The sequence below is a fragment of the Nostoc sp. genome, assembly GCF_036917575.1.
GTDB lineage: Bacteria > Cyanobacteriota > Cyanobacteriia > Cyanobacteriales > Nostocaceae > Nostoc.
In genome coordinates, this window is sequence record NZ_JBALDC010000088.1 from 18,482 (window position 1) to 41,006 (window position 22,525).

15 protein-coding genes are annotated in these 22,525 nt (G+C 41.9%); 6 read left to right on the plus strand and 9 right to left on the minus strand.

The features are described 5' to 3' along the window. Positions 1-210: 210 nt before the first annotated feature. Both V7K79_RS25695 and V7K79_RS25700 read right to left on the minus strand, forming a co-directional pair. Complete coding sequence (locus tag V7K79_RS25695; protein ID WP_335051689.1) at positions 211-1,854, minus strand: acetolactate synthase large subunit; 1,644 nt, start codon at positions 1,852-1,854, stop codon at positions 211-213. Positions 1,855-2,014: 160 nt separating this feature from the next. After that, on the minus strand, positions 2,015-3,382 hold the full coding sequence (locus V7K79_RS25700; RefSeq protein WP_335051691.1) for an NAD-dependent succinate-semialdehyde dehydrogenase: 1,368 nt from the start codon (positions 3,380-3,382) through the stop codon (positions 2,015-2,017). 680 nt (positions 3,383-4,062) lie between these two features. Between V7K79_RS25700 and V7K79_RS25705 the strand changes: the two genes are divergently transcribed. Next, positions 4,063-6,285, plus strand: coding sequence for an EAL domain-containing protein (locus tag V7K79_RS25705; RefSeq protein ID WP_335051693.1), 2,223 nt, complete (start codon positions 4,063-4,065; stop codon positions 6,283-6,285). A gap of 105 nt (positions 6,286-6,390) precedes the next feature. Here the strand turns inward: V7K79_RS25705 and V7K79_RS25710 are convergent, their stop codons facing one another. Both V7K79_RS25710 and V7K79_RS25715 read right to left on the minus strand, forming a co-directional pair. Then, complete coding sequence (locus V7K79_RS25710) at positions 6,391-6,522, minus strand: hypothetical protein (protein ID WP_335051695.1); 132 nt, start codon at positions 6,520-6,522, stop codon at positions 6,391-6,393. Positions 6,523-6,554: 32 nt separating this feature from the next. Then, positions 6,555-7,496, minus strand: a complete 942-nt coding sequence (locus V7K79_RS25715; RefSeq protein WP_335051698.1) for an N-acetylmuramoyl-L-alanine amidase — start codon at positions 7,494-7,496, stop codon at positions 6,555-6,557. Positions 7,497-8,146: 650 nt separating this feature from the next. Between V7K79_RS25715 and bchH the strand changes: the two genes are divergently transcribed. Further along, positions 8,147-11,806 (plus strand): magnesium chelatase subunit H, encoded by a 3,660-nt coding sequence (gene bchH / locus V7K79_RS25720; RefSeq protein WP_335051701.1) that lies wholly within the window; start codon positions 8,147-8,149, stop codon positions 11,804-11,806. Positions 11,807-12,186: 380 nt separating this feature from the next. Here bchH and V7K79_RS25725 read toward each other — a convergent pair whose 3' ends face one another. The 3 genes from V7K79_RS25725 to folK all read right to left on the minus strand — a co-directional run bounded on the left by V7K79_RS25725 (position 12,187) and on the right by folK (position 13,450). Beyond that, entirely contained in the window at positions 12,187-12,309 is a 123-nt protein-coding gene (locus tag V7K79_RS25725; protein ID WP_335051703.1) for a hypothetical protein, read from the minus strand. Positions 12,310-12,316: 7 nt separating this feature from the next. Next, on the minus strand, positions 12,317-12,865 hold the full coding sequence (locus V7K79_RS25730) for an NUDIX hydrolase (RefSeq protein ID WP_335051705.1): 549 nt from the start codon (positions 12,863-12,865) through the stop codon (positions 12,317-12,319). Between the two features lie 69 nt (positions 12,866-12,934). Further along, a complete protein-coding gene (gene folK, locus V7K79_RS25735) occupies positions 12,935-13,450 on the minus strand; it encodes a 2-amino-4-hydroxy-6-hydroxymethyldihydropteridine diphosphokinase (RefSeq protein ID WP_335051707.1) in 516 nt (171 codons plus the stop codon). Positions 13,451-13,700: 250 nt separating this feature from the next. On the opposite strand from folK, the gene V7K79_RS25740 reads away from it, so the two are divergent. Then, positions 13,701-16,106 carry a transglycosylase domain-containing protein gene (locus tag V7K79_RS25740; protein WP_442938971.1) on the plus strand — a complete coding sequence of 802 codons (2,406 nt, stop codon included), beginning with the start codon at positions 13,701-13,703 and terminating at the stop codon, positions 16,104-16,106. 186 nt (positions 16,107-16,292) lie between these two features. Here the strand turns inward: V7K79_RS25740 and ruvC are convergent, their stop codons facing one another. Next, the gene (ruvC, locus tag V7K79_RS25745) at positions 16,293-16,784 is read right to left on the minus strand and encodes a crossover junction endodeoxyribonuclease RuvC (RefSeq protein ID WP_335051709.1); all 492 of its coding nucleotides are present in this window, start codon (positions 16,782-16,784) and stop codon (positions 16,293-16,295) included. Positions 16,785-16,958: 174 nt separating this feature from the next. Between ruvC and V7K79_RS25750 the strand changes: the two genes are divergently transcribed. From V7K79_RS25750 to V7K79_RS25760, 3 genes are all read left to right on the plus strand, one after another. Continuing rightward, positions 16,959-18,371 carry a gluconeogenesis factor YvcK family protein gene (locus V7K79_RS25750; protein WP_335051711.1) on the plus strand — a complete coding sequence of 471 codons (1,413 nt, stop codon included), beginning with the start codon at positions 16,959-16,961 and terminating at the stop codon, positions 18,369-18,371. A 224-nt stretch (positions 18,372-18,595) separates the two neighbouring features. After that, positions 18,596-19,051, plus strand: a complete 456-nt coding sequence (gene tsaE / locus V7K79_RS25755; RefSeq protein ID WP_335051713.1) for a tRNA (adenosine(37)-N6)-threonylcarbamoyltransferase complex ATPase subunit type 1 TsaE — start codon at positions 18,596-18,598, stop codon at positions 19,049-19,051. 1,113 nt (positions 19,052-20,164) lie between these two features. After that, positions 20,165-20,791, plus strand: a complete 627-nt coding sequence (locus V7K79_RS25760) for a PadR family transcriptional regulator (protein ID WP_335051715.1) — start codon at positions 20,165-20,167, stop codon at positions 20,789-20,791. Positions 20,792-21,156: 365 nt separating this feature from the next. Here the strand turns inward: V7K79_RS25760 and pip are convergent, their stop codons facing one another. After that, on the minus strand, positions 21,157-22,095 hold the full coding sequence (gene pip / locus V7K79_RS25765; protein WP_335051717.1) for a prolyl aminopeptidase: 939 nt from the start codon (positions 22,093-22,095) through the stop codon (positions 21,157-21,159). Positions 22,096-22,525 lie beyond the last annotated feature (430 nt).

Below are 22,525 nucleotides of genomic sequence, written 5' to 3' on the forward strand. Positions count from 1 at the left end.
GAGAAGGGGAGACGCTAAAAGCGATCTGCCTTCTGCCTCCTGCTATAACTCCTAACTCTTGTACAGACAAGGGTTAATGAGCCAGCGCGTTGCGGGGGGTTCCCATGCCACTTGCTTCTCCCAAGGGGAGACGCTGCGCGAACAAGCTGGGCATTGCCCGTCCAACGCAGTGGCTCCCCGTTATAGCGACTGGCGTCGCCTCTCTTATTTTTACAGCGCACAACTCAATTCGCCGGCTCTTTGACTAAAGCGCCAGTTTTCCCGGTAGTCCACGGGACAATCTATCACGGCGGGTACATCTTGAGCGAGGGCTTCTTTCAAAGTGGGAATCAAATCTAAAGCCGATTCAACTCGGTAGCCTTTTAAACCCATACTTTCGGCTAATTTGACAAAATCAGGATTGCTAAAATGCACAAAGGATGAGTTTCCTTTGCCAAATTGATTTTCTTGCTTCCACTCAATTAACCCATAGCCACCATCATTGAAAATTATCGTGACAAAAGGCGTACCAACACGCAAAGCTGTTTCTAATTCTTGAGAATTCATCATAAAGCCGCCATCGCCTGTGACAGCAACGACTTTGCGCTTAGGATGAATTAGTTTTGCAGCTAAAGCGCCAGGAATGGCAATACCCATAGCTGCGAAGCCGTTGGAAATTATGCAAGTATTGGGACTATGGCAATGATAATGACGAGCCATCCACATCTTATGTGCGCCAACATCAGAAATGACGATATCATCTGGGCCCATCACTTGGCGTAAGTCATAAATTAACTTTTGCGGCTTAATCGGAAATCCGTCATCATGGGCATACTGTTCGTAATCAGCCCGAATCTCTGACTTTAAGCTAATAGCTAAAGGTTCGGGTTTACCTTGTCTATCTGCTAATTTTAAAATTTCATAGAGGGAATCGGAAATATCTCCCACAACTTCGGCGTTAGGAATATAACTACTATCAATTTCTGCCGAACTTACCCCAATATGCACAATGGGAATTTCACCATTGCGATTCCATTTCTTGGGGGAAAATTCAATCAAATCATAGCCGATCGCAATTACTAAATCTGTGTTATCAAAGGCACAGGTAATGAAGTCTCTTTGCTGTAATCCCACTGACCACAAAGCTAGTTGATGTGTGTAGGGAATCACGCCTTTACCCATGAAGGTATTGGCAACAGGTATATTCAGTAAAGTAGCAAATTGCGTGACTGCATCACTGGCATGAGCGCGAATTGCTCCATTTCCAACTAAGATTAATGGGTTAACTGCTTGGCAAATTGCGGCGGCGGCTGCCCGAATGCTAGCAAAAGATGCATAGCTTTTTTCGCTATTATCCTTATGCAAAGGTTTGCCTTCGACAGGCATGGCAGCAATGTTTTCGGGTAAATCGATGTGAACTGCACCAGGTTTTTCAGATTGCGATCGCTTAAATGCTTTCCGTACTACTTCGGGTGTAATACTCGGTCGCACAATCTGTTTATTCCACTTGGTAACAGGTGCAAACATTGCCACCAAATCTAAATATTGATGGGATTCAATATGCATTCTATCTGTTCCCACCTGACCAGTAATTGCTACTAAAGGCGCACCATCGAGGTTGGCATCTGCTACTCCAGTCATCAAGTTGGTTGCCCCAGGCCCAAGAGTAGAAAGACACACTCCGGCTTTTCCTGTTAAACGTCCATAGACATCGGCCATGAATGCTGCACCCTGTTCATGACGAGTCGTAATAAATTTAATCGAAGAATTTTTTAACGCTTCCAAAACGTGAAGGTTTTCTTCACCAGGAAGTCCAAAAATGTATTGCACTCCTTCATTTTCTAGGCACTGCACCAATAACTCTGCTGTATTCATTTTATTTCCTAATTATTGACAAATAAGACTGGGGACTGGGGATTGGGGACTAGGGATTGGAGACTAGGAATTGGGGATTAGAGATTGACTTTCTAGAAGATATTTCTAATACCTATTAATCCCAATACCCAATTCCCAGTACCCAGTCCCTAGTCCCTAATCACTTCACCCAAACAGTTTTCACATTGACAAACTCATGTATACCTTGGATACTCAATTCTCTGCCATATCCAGAACGCTTGATGCCACCAAAGGGCAACCGGGGATCGGATTTGACCATACCGTTGATAAACACCGCACCTGCTTCGATTTCCTCAACCAAGCGATCGCTCTCTTGGTCTTTGGTTGTCCAAGCACTTGCACCTAAGCCAAAGGGTGAGTCATTGGCGAGTTTAATAGCAGCATCGATATCTGGAACCCGGAATAACAAGGCTACTGGGCCGAAGAATTCTTCTTTGGCAATGGGTGTGTTAGGCGGGATATCTATGATAATCGTTGGCGGATAAAAGTTTCCAGGACGATCTGATAAAGGATGTCCACCGGTGATCACTTTACCACCGCTGCTAATAGCTCCTTGCACTTGTTGGTCTAAATCCTGGAGAATCCCAGGTGTTGCTAGTGGGCCTAAATCGGTATCTGGTTGCATGGGATCGCCTACCTTCAGCGCCTCAAATTTTTCTAAAAGCAATTTTTCAAATTTATCTGCGATCGCTTCTGCGACAATAAAACGTTTTGCTGCAATACATGATTGCCCGTTATTTAACATCCGCGCTGTAGTAGCTGTGACAACTGCTGTCTCTAAGTCAGCACTTTCTAACACAACAAACGGGTCACTTCCTCCTAATTCCAAAACTGTTTTTTTAATTTGTTTGCCGGCGGCGATGGCGAGGGATACGCCGGCTGGTTCGCTTCCGGTCAAGGTAGCAGCTTTTACGCGGTCATCAGCCATTAAATCGGCAACTTTGGCAGCGCCGATTAATAGAGTTTGAAACGCACCTTCAGGAAAACCTGCCCGTCGGATAATATCTTCAATTGCCAAGGCGCACTGCGGCACGTTAGAAGCGTGTTTGAGTAAGCCGACATTTCCCGCCATCAGGGCTGGTGCGGCAAAGCGAAAAACTTGCCAAAAAGGGAAATTCCACGGCATCACCGCGAGAATTGCACCCATTGGTTGATAACGTACAAAACTTTGGCTGGCATCAGTTTTTATACTAACATCAGCGAGAAAATCAGGAGCGTGTTCGGCATAGTAACGACAGACGACAGCGCATTTTTCGACTTCTGCGATCGCAGCTTTAAATGGTTTACCCATTTCTAGAGTCATCAACTTAGCAAATTCTGCTTTATCTTGCTCTAAAATATCAGCTGCTTTTTGCAGCCATTGCGATCGTTTAGAGAAACTAGTCTGGCGATAGTGTTCAAAAGTCTGATTAGCCAAATCTAGTTTAGCGACAATTTCTGCATCATTGAGCGCCTCAAAGGTTTTTAGCGTCTCCCCAGTGGCGGGATTAATGGTGGCGATCGCCATTACCTGACCTCCCGTTAAAAAATAGCTTCGGTAGGCTTCCTAGTGTTACACAGATCAATTCTGGAAGCTACCACCCAAATTCTAGTCTTATAACCCAGAATTGGTTGCTAAATATTACAATTTTGCAATTATTTCTGAAATAAAATATACCAGCTAATAAGTATTAATAGTGGCAAATTAAATGCAAGTATAGTTGCTAGAATTCAGACAATTGCAGCATTTCAATTCTCAACCATGCAAGCCATAGAGGAATTAAGCTATGACTCAAGCTTTACGCAAACTAGTTATATTCGATGAAGTTGCTTATGAAGCTGACTAAGGGGAAAAGCACCTTTTTCAAATATTTTGTTTTTTCTTGAATTAAATTCATTCTTCAAAAAGATATATTTACTCTAAATTAATCTCACTAATAGTTGTTTATTGTCTGGCTAATTTTACTTTTTTTTGTAACTTAAATTGTTGAAGAACCTCCTTATTTTGTTGCTTGATTACACATATTTTATCAACAAATAATTGGAAATTTAGTCTAAATTTTAGTAGATGTCGCCGAGTCGCTTACCAACTAAATTCTTCAGCTTACTTAACTCATCAAATCTTCATGTATTTGAAGTTTAGTTTATCTTTTACAGTAAAAAGAATGGGAATAATAGAATAAATCGGATTGAGCAAATTAGTTAGCTATGAGCCAAATATGTTCTATCTCCAAAACCTGTGCTTGTCGCAATGTTACACGCTGCCGGACTAAGGAAGCAGGTAGGCTCTTTCTCTGGTTCCCCGTTTCACATACCCTGATAAAAGTCACCTCTTACCTACAACAGTTTGCCCTTAAGTATGAACTGATGCAGGAGCGACCAGGGTTGAGTTTAGAGTGTAGACCCGGACAGTCCCTAGAAATTGCCCGTAACCTCGCCAAACTACTTGCACCAAGAGAATTAAAAGAGACGCAAGTCCTTTTCATTCAAGGCACTTTCCAACCTCAACTCCATGATTTTAGTGACATAGCCTCATTACAACGCTTCATTAAGTTGAACCAATCCGACTGGCTGGTTGAAATGCTGGCAACGGAACGATTCATTAGTTACTTCCAACCAATTGTCTCAATTAACGATACATCACAGATTTTTGGATATGAATCGCTTTTGCGGGGACTGGATGAAGAAGGCAATTTAATGTTACCGACACCAATTGTGGAATCAGCAACCGAAGCCGGACTTCTACCACAACTTGACCAAGTTGCTCGCCTCAGCACAATCACTCAATTCAGCCGATATGAAGTGAGTGGGCATATTTTCATCAATTTTGCACCAACATCACTTTATGACCCAGCTTTTTGCCTACGTAGTACGGTAAAGGCAATTGATACTGCTGGAATTTCCCACGATCGCGTTGTTTTTGAAGTTGTGGAGTCAGACAATCCTCAAGATTTAGCCCACCTCAAGGCAGTGCTTAAATACTATCGGGATGCTGGGTTTTTAATCGCCCTTGATGACCTTGGTTCTGGCTATTCCAGCCTAAACTTGCTGCATCAGTTACGTCCAGACTTTATCAAGCTGGATATGGAGTTAATTCGAGATGTACATCAAGACCTTTACAAAGCTTCAATTACCGAGAAACTTCTAGAGATTACTCAAAAGTTAAACATCCAGACTGTTGCTGAAGGAATTGAATGCATTGAGGAATTGAATTGGCTGCGAGAACGAGGTGCAAATTTTGCTCAAGGCTATTTGATTGGTAAACCCAGTGCAGTACCTGTCACTACAACCCCTGATTTTGATCCGATCGTGTTAACTGTAGCATCGACACATTCTCAGCTAGTTGAACAGCGTGTTGTCCAACACCAAAGCGAGCCTGAGCGAATTGTCGCATCTGTGACGCAGCGCATTCGACAATCCTTGGAGTTAGACGAGATTTTGCAAACCACGGTAGACGAAGTGCGACAACTGTTTGAGGTAGACCGAGTGGTGATATATCAGTTTAAGCCAGACTGGAGTGGGTTAGTTGTTGTAGAATCCTTAGCACAAGGGTGTATGTCGATTTTGGGATTTCACGTTATGGATAGCTGCTTTAAATCCACGCGTGCAGCTTACTATCAACAAGGTAACACCAAAGTGATCGAAAACATTGAAACTGCGGGATTATCGCCATGCCATGTTGATCTCCTCAGAAGTCTGCAAATCCAGGCAAACCTTGTCGTACCGATTTTGCAGCAAGGGTGTTTGTGGGGACTATTGATTGCTCACCAATGCCGTCATCCCAGACAATGGCAGCAATCAGAGATTAACTTGTTTAACCAGTTAGCAGGTCAAGCAGCGATCGCTATTCAGCAATCAAAACTTTACCACCAATTACAACAAGCAAACCAAGAATTACAGCGTCTTGCCTGTTCTGATGGTCTAACCCAAGTGGCAAATCGACGCTGCTTTGATGACACGTTAAATACACAGTGGCAATGGTTGGCACGAGAGCATGGTTCGCTATCTTTGATTTTGTGTGATGTCGATTACTTTAAGCTTTACAACGATACACATGGGCATCTGGCAGGAGATGATGCACTTAGACAGGTTGCTAAGGCAATCTCTCAGACAGTTAAACACCCCGCTGATTTGGTTGCTCGTTATGGTGGAGAAGAGTTTGCAGTCATTTTACCGAATACTGATACTGAAGGGGCGATTGCAGTTGCAAAAGATATCGAAATCAATGTTAATGCATTACAAATGCCTCATCCCCATTCTCAGGTCAGTAAATTCATTACCCTAAGTCTTGGTGTGGCAACCATCAATCCTCATAGCCAATTATCTCCTGCAACCTTAATTGCTGCTGCTGACCAAGGACTCTACCAGGCAAAAGCACAAGGAAGAAATTGTGTGGTACAGATGGATTGTGAGAATGCTGATACTAAATAAGCTGCAAATCACTATAAAGATATAGATACGAGGATATACGGAGACGTAAAAACATATTAACCCACTATCTATGCGTAATTATTGCATAGCAAAGCTTTTCGAGATTTATCTTTGGATGCGATCGCCACTGAAACATTTATTCATTAGGCAAAACATTTCTGTTAGCGGATAGCTAGGGTTTAGCCCATTCCCAGTTTTGAATAAAGAAGTCAGATTCCCAACTTCTTTACTCAGCACTCCTACTACCTCAGTCTTTAGTTTTCATCAGCCTAATCAATTAATTTTTGCCAACTAGCAGGCCCGATAATTCCATCGGCATTTAAACCATTTTGCTTTTGAAAGTTCTTAACTACAACTTCTGTTTGTGGGCCGTAGACACCATCATTATCAACACCTAAACGGTATTGCAAGTATTTGACAACTGCATTACCAGCATGGTTTGGTCTAAGTATTCGTTTTGCCAAAATTTGATTTATGGCACTCCATGTAGCTTCGTTAGCAATTCCAGTCGACTGAACCCCAACAATAGGCTGAAATTTTTCTACAGCAGATTTGGTGTTAGCCCCTGTGAAGCCATCTTCCACTAACACTTTACCATTTTTATCAGTTATTTTTAGTCGATTTAAGGCTTTTTGTAATCTGAGAATTGTGGTATCTACATTATCTTCTTCATCTGGTACAGGGTTAACAGGAACACTTGCCACTTTACCAGTTAAGCCTTTAACAATCGCATTAGCCATTGCTTCAGGATTATAAAGATTCATATCTTTTTGCGAATCTACAAAGCAACCTTCTACAAGAATCGCAGGCATATCCGTATTTTTCAGAACAAATAAGTGGGAACCATTCTTAACGCCACGATTAAAAAATCCTAACTTAACGATTTCATCTAATACAGGTTTAGCGATTTTTATACCTGTATCGCTAGTTGCAAATACTTCTGTGCCATTAGCTTGCCCGTTAAAGGAGTTAAAATGAATCGAGACGTAAATATCTACTTTACTCCCATTAGCTGTAGAACATCTTTTTGAGAGTGATTCACGTACTGTACTAGCACTACTTGGTCTACATACTACGACTTCATTTCCTAAAGCTCTTAACTTGGCTATAACTCTATTACCTACATCTAGAGTTAAATTATCCTCAAATTTGATTCCTTTAGCTCCTGTGTCTGGGGGACAATTGTGCCCGCTATCAATTCCGAATTTCATTATTTTATCCTCAATTTACTTGTTTTTACACTAGTTCAAAACTCTACCAATTATATAAACAAAGTTTGGTTAATAGCTTTGTTTATATAATTGTTAGCAATAGCTGCATTACTTTCAACATTACTAATATTAGAAGAAATAAGTTGTTGTGAGAACATGAACAGCAAATTTTATTTAGTCAAACTCAATAATTTCAAGTTTTATTGTAATTAAAAATATAACTATTATAAGTTATCAATATCGAGAATAACCAGTAAGTTTTTGCAATAAATTGAAATCTAGTAATTGCGTCTATTCTTTAGATAATAACGCTTTGTAAAAGTGGAAAGCCATGAAAAATGTACTTAGTTGAATACCCAAATCCCGAAACCGAACGCATTCCCTGATGTAAAGCTGGGTTTATAAGGTCGTAAACCCTTGGCTTCTTGTTAACCCTGAGCAGCTTAACACATAATGCTTTACAGTATTAATGAATACGCGATCGCTTCTAGACACCTGTGCGAGATTTATCAAAATATCCTAAAGGCGTAAGTGATAGTGAAGTTCTAACTCCTTCGAGGAATTAATGACTGCAATTGGGTAGATATTTAACAATCAGCCTGAAAGCACGTTTAAAATTTAAGTAAAGAAATATTTCGTCGCTTACAGGCATGAAACGCATCGTCTTGATTGCTGGGTTTGAATCATTCAACGCTGACTTGTACAGAAAAGCAGCCTTTTTGGCTAACTCTCGCTGTCCTGAGTTGGATATTCGGGTATTTAGCGATCGCGATCTTACTAGCATTCGCACTGAGGTAGAAACAGCACTTGATGGCGCTGATGTGTTTTTCGGTAGCCTACTATTTGATTATGACCAGGTTATGTGGTTGCGCGATCGCATTTCCCAAATTCCCATCCGTCTAGTCTTTGAGTCAGCCTTGGAATTGATAAGTTTAACCAAGCTGGGTGACTTTGCGATTGGCGACAAACCCAAAGGAATGCCTAAACCAGTTAAATTCATCCTCGACAAATTTAGCAATGGACGCGAAGAAGACAAACTCGCTGGTTACATCAGCTTCTTAAAAGTTGGCCCCAAACTACTGAAATATATACCTGTGCAAAAAGTCCAAGACTTACGCAACTGGTTAATTATCTATGGTTACTGGAATGCTGGCGGTTCAGAAAACGTCGCTTCATTATTCTGGACACTGGCAGAAAAATACTTAGGTTTAAAAGTCGGTGACATTCCCCCGCTAGTCGAAACCCCCAACATCGGATTACTCCATCCCGATTATCAAGGGTTTTTTGAATCGCCCCGCGAATATTTGGAATGGTATAAAACCCATTGTAGAGACGCGATGAATCGCGTCTCCCCAGTTATCGGAATTCTCCTCTACAGAAAACACGTCATCACCAAACAACCCTACATTCCCCAACTAATTCGCAGTTTTGAAAAAGCTGGGTTAACTCCTTTGCCCATTTTCATCAACGGCGTAGAAGGACACGTGGCGGTACGGGATTTGATGACAACCGACTATGAAATTCAGCAACGACAATCAGGTAATATAGAAACTCCCTCACTATCAAGTGAAGCAGTAAAAGTGGATGCGATCGTTTCTACAATTGGCTTTCCTTTGGTGGGTGGCCCGGCTGGTTCAATGGAAGCTGGCCGTCAAATAGAAGTAGCAAAGCGCATCCTCACTGCCAAGAATGTACCTTATATTGTTGCTGCACCATTATTAATTCAAGATATTTCCTCGTGGACGCGCCAAGGTATCGGTGGATTGCAAAGTGTCGTGTTGTACGCATTACCAGAATTGGATGGGGCTATTGATACCGTTCCCCTTGGTGGTTTGGTGGGTGAAAATATTTATCTGGTTCCCGAACGGGTGGAGCGATTAATTGGTAGGGTAAAAACTTGGGTGGCTTTGCGGCAAAAACCTGCATCAGAACGCAAGATTGCTATTATTTTATATGGGTTTCCCCCAGGTTATGGTGCTGTCGGTACAGCTGCATTATTAAATGTACCGCGTAGTCTGCTGAAGTTTCTCCACGCACTCAAAGAACAAGGTTATACCGTGGGAGATTTACCTGATGATGGGGAAGAATTGATTCGCTCTTTGAAAGAAGCGGATGAAACTTTTGATGATACAAAAAATATCCCTACGTTTGTTAACGCCCGTACCTTAGAAAAATGGCTGGGATATCTGCAAACCTCCCGCATTGAAAAACAATGGAAATCTCTCACAGGAACTGGTATTAAAACTTATGGCGACGATTTTCAGATTGGCGGTGTGCAATTGGGAAATGTGTGGATAGGTGTACAACCACCTTTGGGGATACAAGGCGACCCGATGCGTTTAATGTTTGAACGGGATTTAACGCCACATCCGCAATATGCTGCTTATTATAAATGGTTACAAAATGAGTTTCAAGCTGATGCTGTAGTTCACTTTGGAATGCATGGGACGGTGGAATGGTTGCCTGGTTCGCCGTTGGGTAATACGGGTTATTCTTGGTCGGATATTTTGTTAGGAAATTTGCCTAATCTATATATATATGCAGCGAATAATCCGTCTGAATCGATGTTGGCGAAACGTCGCGGTTATGGTGTGTTGATTTCTCATAATGTACCGCCTTATGGTCGTGCAGGTTTGTATAAAGAATTGGTGGCGTTGCGAGATTTGATTTCGGAGTATCGTGAAGATCCACAAAAGAATTATGTTTTGAAGGAAGGGATTTGTAAAAAAATTGTAGACTCTGGGTTGGATGCAGATTGTCCGTTTGAGGATGCGAAACGGTTGGGGATTGCGTTTACTCCCGAAAATGTGCAGATGTTTAGCGGTCATGCTTTTGATGATTATTTGGTAGAGTTGTATGGATATTTGCAGGTTTTAGAAAATCGGTTGTTTTCTTCGGGGTTGCATACTTTGGGGGAAGCACCTAATGAAGAAGAATTGGCTTCTTATTTAGAAGCATATTTCGGGGAGGAGGAAAGAATAAATGAAAAAAGAGAAAAAGAGGAAAGACTAATAAGGGATTTGTTGATGCAATCTACGGATGAGTTAACGAATTTGTTAAGGGGATTGAATGGGGAGTATATTCCGCCTGCACCTGGGGGGGATTTGTTGCGGGATGGGGCTGGTGTTTTGCCGACTGGGAGAAATATTCATGCTTTAGATCCTTATCGGATGCCTTCACCTGCGGCGTATGAACGGGGACGAGAAATTGCTCAAAAAATTATCGCTCAGCATTTGGATGAATATGGGAAATATCCAGAAACGATCGCGGTAATGTTATGGGGATTGGATGCGATTAAAACTAAGGGTGAATCTTTGGGGATTTTGTTGGAATTGGTGGGGGCTGAACCTGTTAAGGAAGGAACTGGTAGAGTTGTTCGTTATGAATTGAAGCCGTTAGCGGAGGTTGGACATCCCCGCATTGATATATTGGGTAATTTGTCTGGAATTTTCCGGGATAGTTTTGTAAATATCATCGAATTATTAGATGATTTATTTCAACGCGCGGCTGATGCTGATGAACCGGACGATCAGAATTTTATTAGGAAACACGCTTTAGCTTTAAAAGCTCAAGGTGTGGAGAATGCATCGGCGAGATTGTTTTCTAATCCGGCGGGTGATTTTGGTTCTTTGGTAAACGATCGCGTGGTTGATGGTAACTGGGAATCTGGCGAGGAGTTAGGCAATACTTGGCAAAGTCGCAATGTATTTAGCTACGGAAGAGAAGATAAAGGTCAAGCTAGACCGGAAGTGTTGAATACGTTGTTAAAAACTAGCGATCGCATTGTTCAAGAAATCGATTCGGTAGAATATGGTTTAACTGATATTCAAGAATATTATGCTAATACTGGCGGTTTGAAAAGGGCAGCAGAAAAACAAGGCGGTAAGAAAGTTACAACCAGTTTTGTGGAAAGTTTCTCGAAGGATACTACACCCCGCAAGTTAGATGATTTGCTCAGAATGGAATATCGCACTAAGTTGGTAAATCCCAAATGGGCGCAAGCGATGGCGAATCAAGGTTCTGGTGGTGCGTTTGAAATTTCCCAACGGATGACGGCGTTGATTGGTTGGGGTGGTACTGCCGATTTTACCGATAATTGGGTTTATGACCAAGCCGCAGATACTTATGCGTTAGATGCAGAAATGGCGGATAAATTACGTAAGGCAAATCCTGAAGCTTTTCGTAATATTTTAGGGAGAATGTTGGAGGCCTATGGGCGGGGTTTCTGGGAAGCTGATGATGATAAGTTAGATAAGTTGCGGCAATTGTATGAATTGACAGATGAAGAGTTGGAGGGAGTGACAGTTTAAGAAATAGATGCGTTAAAGCTTATTAACGCATCACTGTTAAAATCACTAACTGCTATTACAGCAGAATTCAGAATTAAGGAGTCAGAATTCAGAAGTAAAATAGCCTTTATGCCTAGCGTTGAGACGAATGAAGTGTACTTCATCTACTTGAAATCTGCTGTAAGGTTAGGGACTTGAAGAGAATAAATTAACCAATTTGATAATAGTTTTCTTTCTCCCCCTGCCTACACAACGATTGATTATTTTTTTTATTGGAAGTCCCTTCTTGTGTCTTGAGAGTAATATTTTCAGCTTGAATTTTCCCTTCTCGCGTCCACGCTGTTTAAGCGACAACCACTTCTGCAATGGCAATACTCATCTGGGTGTCGTCGGTGTAGCTGCTAGGATTGAGTCGAAATCGCGGATGTTCGACGATATCGACTCAAATCATTATTAGCGATCGTTTCGTCTGCACATTCAAAGCCTGCGCCGTAGGCATCTGTAATCGCTAACTCTAGCAGCATAACGGTGTTAACCTAAAAACGGACGCGCCAGAAAAAAGCTAGAAACTGATTTAGCATCTACCGCCTCTCCCTCCAGAATAGCTTTTTCTAATTCTTCAGGAGTCATAAACACAGTTTCAATATCCTCGTCTTCATCTTGTAGTAGTGGTGTCTCCAGCTTTTCTAAATCTCGCGCCAGAAAAGCATAGATAATTTCATCAGAATAGCCAGGAGCTAGGAAAAATTCGCCTAATTTATCCCATTTTTGGGCACTATAGCCAGTTTCTTCCGCAATTTCACGCTGTATTGTTTCTAAAGGATTTTCACTTTCTTCCACTGTTCCTGCCGGAAATTCTAATATCCGTCCCTGAATTGCAAAACGGTACTGGCGCACCAGTATAAGTTTACCTTCTGCTGTCACTGGTACAGCTAAAGCACCGCCAGGGTGACGAATACATTCCCATTCTCCTTCCGAGTTATTCGGTAAACGCAAGCGATTAACTTCAAAATCGAACTTGCGTCCTTTATGAAACAGGCGTTGTCTCAGCAGTTGTGGTAATTCTCTACCTAATGGCATAGTTAAATCTGATTATCTCGTGAATACAGAGGCAAAATCAGTGTTCTTCTGCTTTTAAGGATGGTAATTTTAATTGTCCATCCATAAATGTACATCAGAACAGTCTACCCCTTTGAGCAGCTCTTTAATCACACACCCGGAAACTGGTTCTATCCAATTTGGGGCAATTTCTGCCAGTGGAACTAACACAAAGGCCCGATCCCGCATTCGGGGATGGGGAATCTGGAGATTTGATGTATCCAAAGTAATGTCATCATATAATAACAAATCCAAATCTAGAATTCGTGGTCCCCAGCGTTCCTGACGCACACGCCCAAATTGTTGTTCAATTCCTAACAAAATTTCTAATAACTGCTGCGGGAGTATTTCTACCTGCAATGTGACGCAGGCATTGAGGTAATCTGGCTGTGGTGGCCCGACAGCTTTGGTTTGATACCAATGGGATCTGGCTTCTAAAACAATACCTGGCGTTTGGGCTAAAGTTTCTATAGCTGCTGATAAAATTGTCTGGGAATCGCCGATATTACTACCAAGAGCAACGGCGCTTCGTCTTAGCTGTGCTTCGTCGTAGCTCGGTGTAGACATTATACTTTCCTGAAATAAGCCGTTTTCGGGCTGTATTTGGGGATACTTGTCAATAGCTTTTATATTCGCAGCAGTTATCAAAATTGCAGCATTTTTTACAAAACTAAATTAACCAAATTTAAAAAACATTGTTTTCTAGTGAATTTAGTTAATTATTTATAGGATATTATACTAGACACAACGGTAATTAGATAACCCCAAAGTTGATTGATGGTGGTTATACAGTTACTACTTTGAGCGAGGAACTGACGTGGGGAAGCTTATCTCCTGGTTCAAGCGAAGACCAACTAATTTGAGTGACTCTGGACAAGGAGGAACGAATGAGAGCTTACCACCAGCACATCTGGCGCAAAAGAGGCAGTTACTGAGCAAAATGAAAATTTTACCATCTAAGATGAGGGCCAATCGGGCAGCTGGCAAAAAACCACTCTATCGTCGCTTCTGGTTTTGGGCAGGTTTGGGTGTAGGTGGTGGGATAGTTGCCTTCATCTACGGCATCAGTTTAATAGATCGGACTTTGCCAGATCAGTCCGAGTTGAATGCTGTGTTTCGAGAGCAAACCCTGACCATTAAAGCTGCTGATGGCACTATTTTACTACAACAAGGTGAAGCGACCAGAGAACAGCTAAAGCTAGAACAAATACCAGATAATTTAAAAAAAGCTTTCATCGCCTCAGAAGATAGAAGATTTAGGCAACACAACGGAGTCGATCCGCAAGGAATTGTCAGAGCGAGTGTGAATAATTTGCGATCGCAAGGTGTGGTAGAAGGTGGTAGCACCATCACCCAACAGCTAACGCGGATTCTGTTTTTGAAACAAGAACAGACAATCTGGCGTAAACTCAAGGAAGTCCGCCTAGCCCAAAAAATGGAGCAAGAATTAACCAAAGATCAGATTCTAGAGCGTTACCTAAATCTGGTTTATTTGGGATCTGGAGCTTATGGTGTGGCAGATGCCGCCTGGGTATACTTTAGTAAATCGCCAGATCAACTTTCTCTGGCCCAAATGGCAACGATTGCTGGATTAGCTCCTGCTCCTAGCTTATACGCGCCAGATAAAAATCCCGAAGCGGCAAAACGGCGGCGGGACTTAGTATTGCTACGGATGCAAGAAGACAAAGTAATTACACCAGAGCAAAGACAGGCAGCAGTTCAAGAGCCATTAGACCTCAAAACCAGTTCACCCAAGCGAGTCCAAGTAGAATCACCCTACTTTACCAGCTACATCCAAAAAGAATTGCCCAAATATGTTTCTGCTAATGTGCTCAAAAGTGGGGGTCTAGTAGTAGAAACCACGCTCAACCCAAGTTGGCAAAAAGTGGCAGAAGAGGCAGTTGCGAAAACGTTGCGAAATCAAGGACGCTGGGAAAACTTTAAGCAAGCTGCAATGGTGGCCATAGACCCCCGCAACGGTGAAATTAAGGCAATGGTTGGGGGAAAAGACTTTGGTAAAAATCAGTTTAATCGAGTTACCCAGGCACAACGGCAGCCAGGATCGACATTTAAAGGGTTTGTATATGCCACTGCGATCGCAACCGGTAAAAGCCCCTATGATAGCTACGAAGATGCGCCCTTTGTCGTAGACGGCTATGAACCAAAAAACTATAGTGAAAACTTCCACGGTTCAATGAACATCCGAGATGCCCTTACCCGCTCTGTTAATATTATTGCGGTGAAGGTGTTAATCGATGTGGGATTTACTCCAACGATTAAACTTGCCCATGACATGGGGATAACATCTGAACTCAAGCCCACATACTCTTTAGCACTTGGCTCAAATGAAGTCAATCTGCTAGAGTTGACCAGCGCTTATGGTAGTTTTGCGACTCAAGGATTGCACGCAGAACCTCATGGTATTACTCGCATCCTCAACCGCCAAGGCAAAGTCATCTGGTCGGCTAATTTCAAGTCAAAACGGGCCCTTGACGCTGACAGTGCCGCCATCATGACTTGGATGCTACGCAATGTCGTCGAAGCGGGAACTGGTGGTGCTGCTCAATTAGATAATAGACCAGTTGCAGGCAAAACCGGTACTTCCGACGAAGCCCGCGATTTATGGTTTATTGGCTACATTCCTCAGATGGTGACAGGGGTCTGGTTAGGTAACGATGACAACCACCCTACTGATGGCAGTAGTAGTAGTGCTGCTTACACCTGGCACGAATTTATGGAAAAAGCGGTAGAGGGGATGCCCGTAGAAAAGTTTCCCAAACGACCCAAGTTAGAAGGTCGTAAAGGCACTATCAAAGCCCAGTCCATCAAGCCCAAACAAGTGCTGAATCATTCTATTGCCTCTGATGATGATGATAATGACTCAGAAGGGGAAAGAGCGAGAAATTCTAATTCTGAGGAGAGTGGTTCATCTAGGAGACGTAGAAGAAGGACAAGCTATTCTCAAGAAGAACAGCAAGCAAACGATTATACCCCAAGACGGAGAAGGCGCGATCGCACCGAATCAAGTTCTAGTAACTCCTCCTCAAAATCATCTACCTCAGAATCATCTACTCCACGGCGACGTTCTAGAAGAGTAGAATCTGATTCTCCTCCACCTCGAAGAACTCGGCGAGAGTTACCTCCCGCAAATAGTTCCGGTTCTTCAGGTTCTTCATCGTCACAACCATCTTGGCGAGATAGACTTAGACCTTCTCAACAGTAATTAAGTAATGAAAAATAGACTGATATAACAACCTTGTCGGGAGACGTAGAGTGTCCGCATAAAATTTTAAGATAATATCAAAGGAAAACGGTTAAAATTGCGTGTCATACGTCTCCACTAACTGTGTGGAGGCGAATTAATGGAAACTGGGTATTCACTTAAGAACTTTATTGTTTGCGTACATAACTACAGCTGATAAGAAGCCGTTAAAGCCACTGCCAAAGCATCAGCAGCATCATCCGGCTTAGGAATTTCATCTAAATCCAGCTCCCGCGCTACTGCCTCTTGCACTTCTGATTTATCAGCATTACCATAACCTGTTAAAGCTTGTTTAATTTGAGCCGGAGTAAACTCTACATAAGAAAGACGACGCTGGCCTAAGACTAAAATGACTATACCCCGCGCCTGTGCAACCAAGATTGTATTTGACATCCGATAGAAGAATAGTTTCTCGATCGCCACTAAATCTGGTTGAAATTCTTCCATCAGGGTGTGTAAATCATCAAACAAGGTACATAAGCGCTGCCCCATTTCTACATCTGCTGACGTTTTAATTACTCCAAAATCCAGCATATTTACTGTAGTCTCTTGCACCTTTTTGAGATTTTGTGTCCAGCTAATTGCCCCAAATCCTAAAATTGCCAGTCCTGGATCTAATCCTAAAATTCGTTTTTCCATTAAATTCACTTTTACCAAGCCAGGGTATTGTTTAACTAAAAATACTGGCAATCTTCACGACTTGCTCTTAGTCTAATAGGATTGACAAATATAATAGTTTCACGCCTGGTGTTTTAAACCAAGCGGTGTAAATTTTCTGTTAATTATTGTTTGTAGCACTGCTCCAAATCAGGTATGTCAATTGGTTTTCTCAGACAAGCCCTCAACGCCCTGCAAAAGCAGTCGCGCTCTCGTACTTCTTATCGGGTTAACCAGTGGTTCAAATGGTTATCCCCTGGACTATCGGTAAAACGTTGGTTATTGATTAGTGTTGGGGGTGTACTGCTAGCGAGTTTGGGGTTAGCCATTTGGATTAAGCTGACTCCAATTTTTTGGCTGATTGAGTTGGTTAAAGGTTTCTTAGGAGTGATCGCCAACCTCTTACCTAACTATATCAGTGGACCTTTGGTGATACTTGGCGGCTTGCTGTTAGTGCTTTGGGGGCAAACTCGCACGGTAGGCTCAATTACTAAAGTACTAAGAGCAGAAGGCGGAGAGGAACTCATCGATGTCTTACTGGCTCATCGTCGATTGTACCGAGGTCCAAAAATAGTGGTAATTGGTGGTGGTACAGGACTTTCTACGTTGTTAAGGGGACTGAAAACCTACAGCGCTAATATTACTGCAATTGTCACTGTCGCCGATGATGGTGGATCTTCTGGGCGTTTGCGTCAAGAATTTGGAGTGCTACCACCAGGGGATATTCGCAATTGTTTGGCTGCACTAGCAGATGAAGAAAAGTTACTAACAGAATTGTTTCAATACCGTTTTCGGGCTGGAGATGGATTAACGGGTCACAGTTTTGGCAATTTGTTTTTAACGGCAATGAGTGATATTACTGGAGATTTAGAACAAGCAGTTGCAGCCAGTTCTAAAGTTCTAGCGGTGCGAGGACAAGTACTACCAGCAACTCTCAGTGATGTTCGCCTCTGGGCAGAATTAGCCGATGGTCGTCGGATTGAGGGGGAGTCTAGTATTCCGAAAGCTGGCGGTAAAATTGTCAAAATTGGCTGCATTCCAGCTAATCCTCCAGCGGTACCAGCAGCTATTAAGGCAATTAAAGAAGCTGATTACATCATTATTGGCCCAGGTAGCCTTTATACAAGCTTGATTCCTAATTTATTAGTACCAGAAATTGCCGATGCGATCGCTCAATCAGATGCTCCCCGTATTTATATCTGCAATATAATGACTCAACCAGGAGAAACTGAAGGCTACACTGTTGCCGACCACATCAGAGCAATTGATGCTGCTTGTGGACAAAGACGGTTATTCGATGCTGTACTGATACACAAAAAATCCCCCTCAGAGCAATCACTCATCCGCTACGCCCAACAAAACTCTCATCCCGTTTTCCTCGATAGAGAAGCAGTAACTCAGCTAGGGCGACGGATTGTTCCAGCTAATGTTTTGTATGAAGATGAAACAGGTTTTGTACGTCACAATCCCCAGAAACTAGCACAAGTGTTATTGCGGTGGTACGGTAGAAGTCAGCCCCTTCGGGGAATTCAAAATTCAAAATTCAAAATTAAGGAAAATGAAAATTAGTCATTAATCTAAACTAGGACTTACGAACACTCTACGAATTCTTCTCTACGAGACGCTGGACGTTCGCGTAGCGTTCCGTTGGCGCAGCCTCTTGTAGAGAAACAAAGGCGTGCTTGGCGTCTTTTCTACGAGACGCTATGCGTTCTGAAGGAAAGGCGGTTCGAGAAATTAAGCTTTTGGCGATTTTTGCGTAAGTTCTATTAACAAAGGACTAATGACAAATTATGAAAATTTTTCTTGCAGATACAGAAGCAACCCTGCGCTTAGGTATTACTCTTGGCGAATCCCTGACACCTGGCAGTGTAATTTTACTAGAAGGTGATTTAGGCGCTGGTAAAACCACTTTAGTTCAAGGCATCGGTAAAGGTCTGGGAATTGCTGAACCCATTGTCAGTCCGACTTTCACGCTGATTAATGAGTATACGGAAGGGCGCTTTCCCCTTTACCATCTAGATTTATATCGCTTAGAACCGCAAGAAGTTGCAACCCTAAATTTAGAAAGTTACTGGGAAGGTGTTGAAGTCATACCAGGAATTGTGGCAGTTGAATGGGCAGAACGATTACCCTACAAGCCAGATAGTTATTTGAGCGTGAGTTTGACTTATGGACATGAAGGCACTCGTCAAGCCGAACTCACACCATTCAATTATGCCATTAGCAAAGTCATTGCCGCGATTTAAGTTTATCTCCCGACTAAAGTAGAAGGTATAGCAAAAGCCGTGGTGGTTAGGACATTAACAGATGATAAAACTTATATACAAAGCTACTTTTCACCCAGTCCCCAGTCCCTAGTCACCAGTCCCTTGCGATATTTCACTTTTTTGACTGCAACACTCGTTCTATCTGCCACTTCCACGTTCACCACTGTCAGTTACTAACATTGTTATCTCAACCAAAACAAAAATATTTAATCAGTTTTTCTTCAATAGAAAACTGGTGGTAAGCTTTGCTAACACCCGTCTCTATAAATTTAGGAAAGTTGGCAACACACTGGTTTTCTTCTAAAGGGAGACTATTTTTTCCTTCACTCCCTTAAATCCAGGTGAGTTTATATTATCCGAATAGTATTAAATCAAAAGTGAGTCTTAACTAAACGGGATATAGGCATCTACTAGTTTTATTACTGTAATAAGCAGTTACAAACTGATTTAGATGGTTGGTATACGAATTAAGCAAATGTAAATAAACTGTTGTTGGGTTCAATGAAAGTTTTGAGAGAACTTAGTCAGCTTCGATTGAACCCGATTAGTTCCCTACTGTAGTTCAAAAAAGGAATCTAGATTATTTAGCAGTGAATGCTAGTAGAAAAAGTTAAGTAATCATCATTGTTTGTATAATTTTAACTTATCTTACACTTACTATTCCCAAGTTAAGTTCACAATCTATACAAAAAAATAAAGTATTTTATAAATTTACAAAATTAGTTTTAATAATTTTAACTAGCAATAAATTCTTATATTCACATCTGTAATTAGCACCAATCTCAAGAAAATATTAACTAAAATATCTCGTACTTATACATATTTTATCTAGAAATACAAGATAGTGGGACTTAGGCAAAAAACACCGATAAAATGACCTAAAACGTATATCCCAAATGGTTTTGACATGATTTTGCTTGGTTTATTTCCCTTACCCCACAAGGGTTTAAGGCTTATTTATTCCTCAAAAATGTTTAAGTACCGCTAGTCAAAGTTGCTTTCGTTACAAATCTTCATCAAAATTATATTCCGATATATCGTGATATATTCCGATATATCGTATATTAGAGAAAGTTGATTTGAGATTCACTCATGTTTAGACATTTTCGGTCACGTTTTGGCGCACCTGCATGGGCAGGAATTAGCGAAGAGGATTCATTGCTTGTTAGGTCTTGGTTTGGGCATGGCAAGCATCAGGGTAGACATCATGACAAACACTTTGGCAATGAAATGTTTGGTCGTGGTTGGGGAGATGAATATCGGACTCGTCGGGGTGACATCAAGTTTATTCTGCTGGAATTGTTATCTGAGCATCCTAGTCATGGTTACGACCTGATTAAAGAGATGGAAACTCGCTATGGTGGTTTCCGTCGCCTCAGTCCAGGCTCAGTCTATCCAACACTCCAATTGCTGGAAGAAGGCGGTTATCTCAAAAGCGCACAAGAAGGTGGCAAGCGCATTTACACAATTACGGATGAGGGTAGACAATTATTGGCAGAACGTACCCAGCAAGAACCTTCAGACTCTCCTTGGGATACGTTCAAAAGTTTTGTTACAGGTAAGCCCCAAGAGTTTATTGAGTTACGGAATGCCGCTACAGAATTAGCTGCCGCAGTGGTACAGGTTGCTCGTAGTGGGAATATGGAGCGGATAAATCGGGTGCGTGAGCTTTTAGAGCAAGTTAAACGGGAAATTTACACGATTCTGGCTGAAAAATAAGTATAGGCTCGTAGTAAGAATTTTAGTCCTTATTTTCTAAGCACTAAAGTCCTTACTACAAACCCTCTAGTAGTTTGCTTACATTGTTGATCGCATTAGCGTTCGCTGTTCAACATTTGCAATTTAAACCCTGTTATGCTTCTGGATAATTTAGCTCCTGAACTACTTGCTTATCCCGGAAAGTGACAGAAGCTGTTTACGGACGCGATCGCTTCCGTTATGGATGGAAGAAACAAGTAAAATCCTCTTCCCTTGTGCATTCTGCCTTCTGCCTCCTGCCTTGTTTCTTAAAAGAGGGATAAGTCCTATTTTACATTCGCTCCTTTGGCAAACTTCCCATCCCCCAAGCTAAGTATTCAAGCGAATTAAATATTATCTGTTGCCTCAATCAAAGCACTGCAAATTCCTGGTTCACTCATCGAATGTCCGGCATCAGGAACCACTATAAATTCGGCTTCTGGCCAAGCACGATGTAATTCCCAAGCTGATATCATTGGGCAGACTACATCATAGCGTCCCTGAACAATTACAGCCGGAATATGGCGGATGCGGTCTACATTTAAGAGTAACTGATCTTCTGTTTCCAAAAATCCCTTATTCATAAAGTAATGACATTCAATCCGAGCGAAAGCAGAAGCAAATTCACTCTCGCCAAACTTTTGCATCAGTTCTGGATCTAGAAAAAGTCTACTGGTACTAGCTTCCCAAATTGACCAAGCACGCGCTGCTGTTAATTGAATTTCCAAATCTGGATTGGTCAAACGTTTGTAATATGCTGCGATCAGATCGTCACGTTCATCTACAGGAATTGGTTTAAGATATCCTTCCCAAGCATCAGGAAAAATATAGCTAGCACCCTCTTGGTAAAACCAGCGCAACTCTTTTTGTCTCAACATGAAGATCCCACGCAGAATTAATCGCGTGCATCGAGAGGGATGGGTTTGACTGTAGGCTAATGATAAAGTGCTACCCCAACTACCACCGAAAACCGCCCACTTTTCTATACCTAAATGTTGGCGCAGTTTTTCGATATCACTGACTAAATCCCAAGTGGTGTTTTCTCGTAATTCGGCATGGGGAGTACTTTGACCACAACCGCGCTGGTCAAACATGACTAATCGCCATTTTTCTGGGTGGAAATATTGCCGATAAAAACCTGGACATCCACCACCAGGACCCCCATGTAGCAAAACGATGGGTTGACCTTGCGGGTTTCCTGACTCTTCATAATGGATAGTATGAAGATCGGAAACTTGTAAACTACCTTCTAAGTAAGGCTCGATCGCTGGATAAAGTTCTCGCATTTTTGATATTTTATCAGTAATGTTGTCATGCGATCGCTATATTTTAGTAAAACAACTTCAATCTCTTCATGTCAGGTGATTGAGTAATACACTAGCTTTGATATGGCGATCGCGCAATAATTCTGCATCTATTTTTCCATTTAAAATCTCGCGTAGCAAGACAACATACGGAGCATCCATTTTTGGAAAATATACAAGTTTTAGAAGAAAATAACACAGATAAACAAGTATGAATCAGTAACGATGAACCAAGATAAACAAGAACAACTGAAAGCCTGTTTAGAATAATTAGTAACATTGATAAGGGCAAATTTTACATTCACGCAAGAGGTTTAATTTGGGAGCATCCCACTTTGGCGAAAACATCAAATAGTGAGTGTTCCATTAAGGTAAGCACAACGGACAGAAAGTACCGAATTAACGTTCTCAA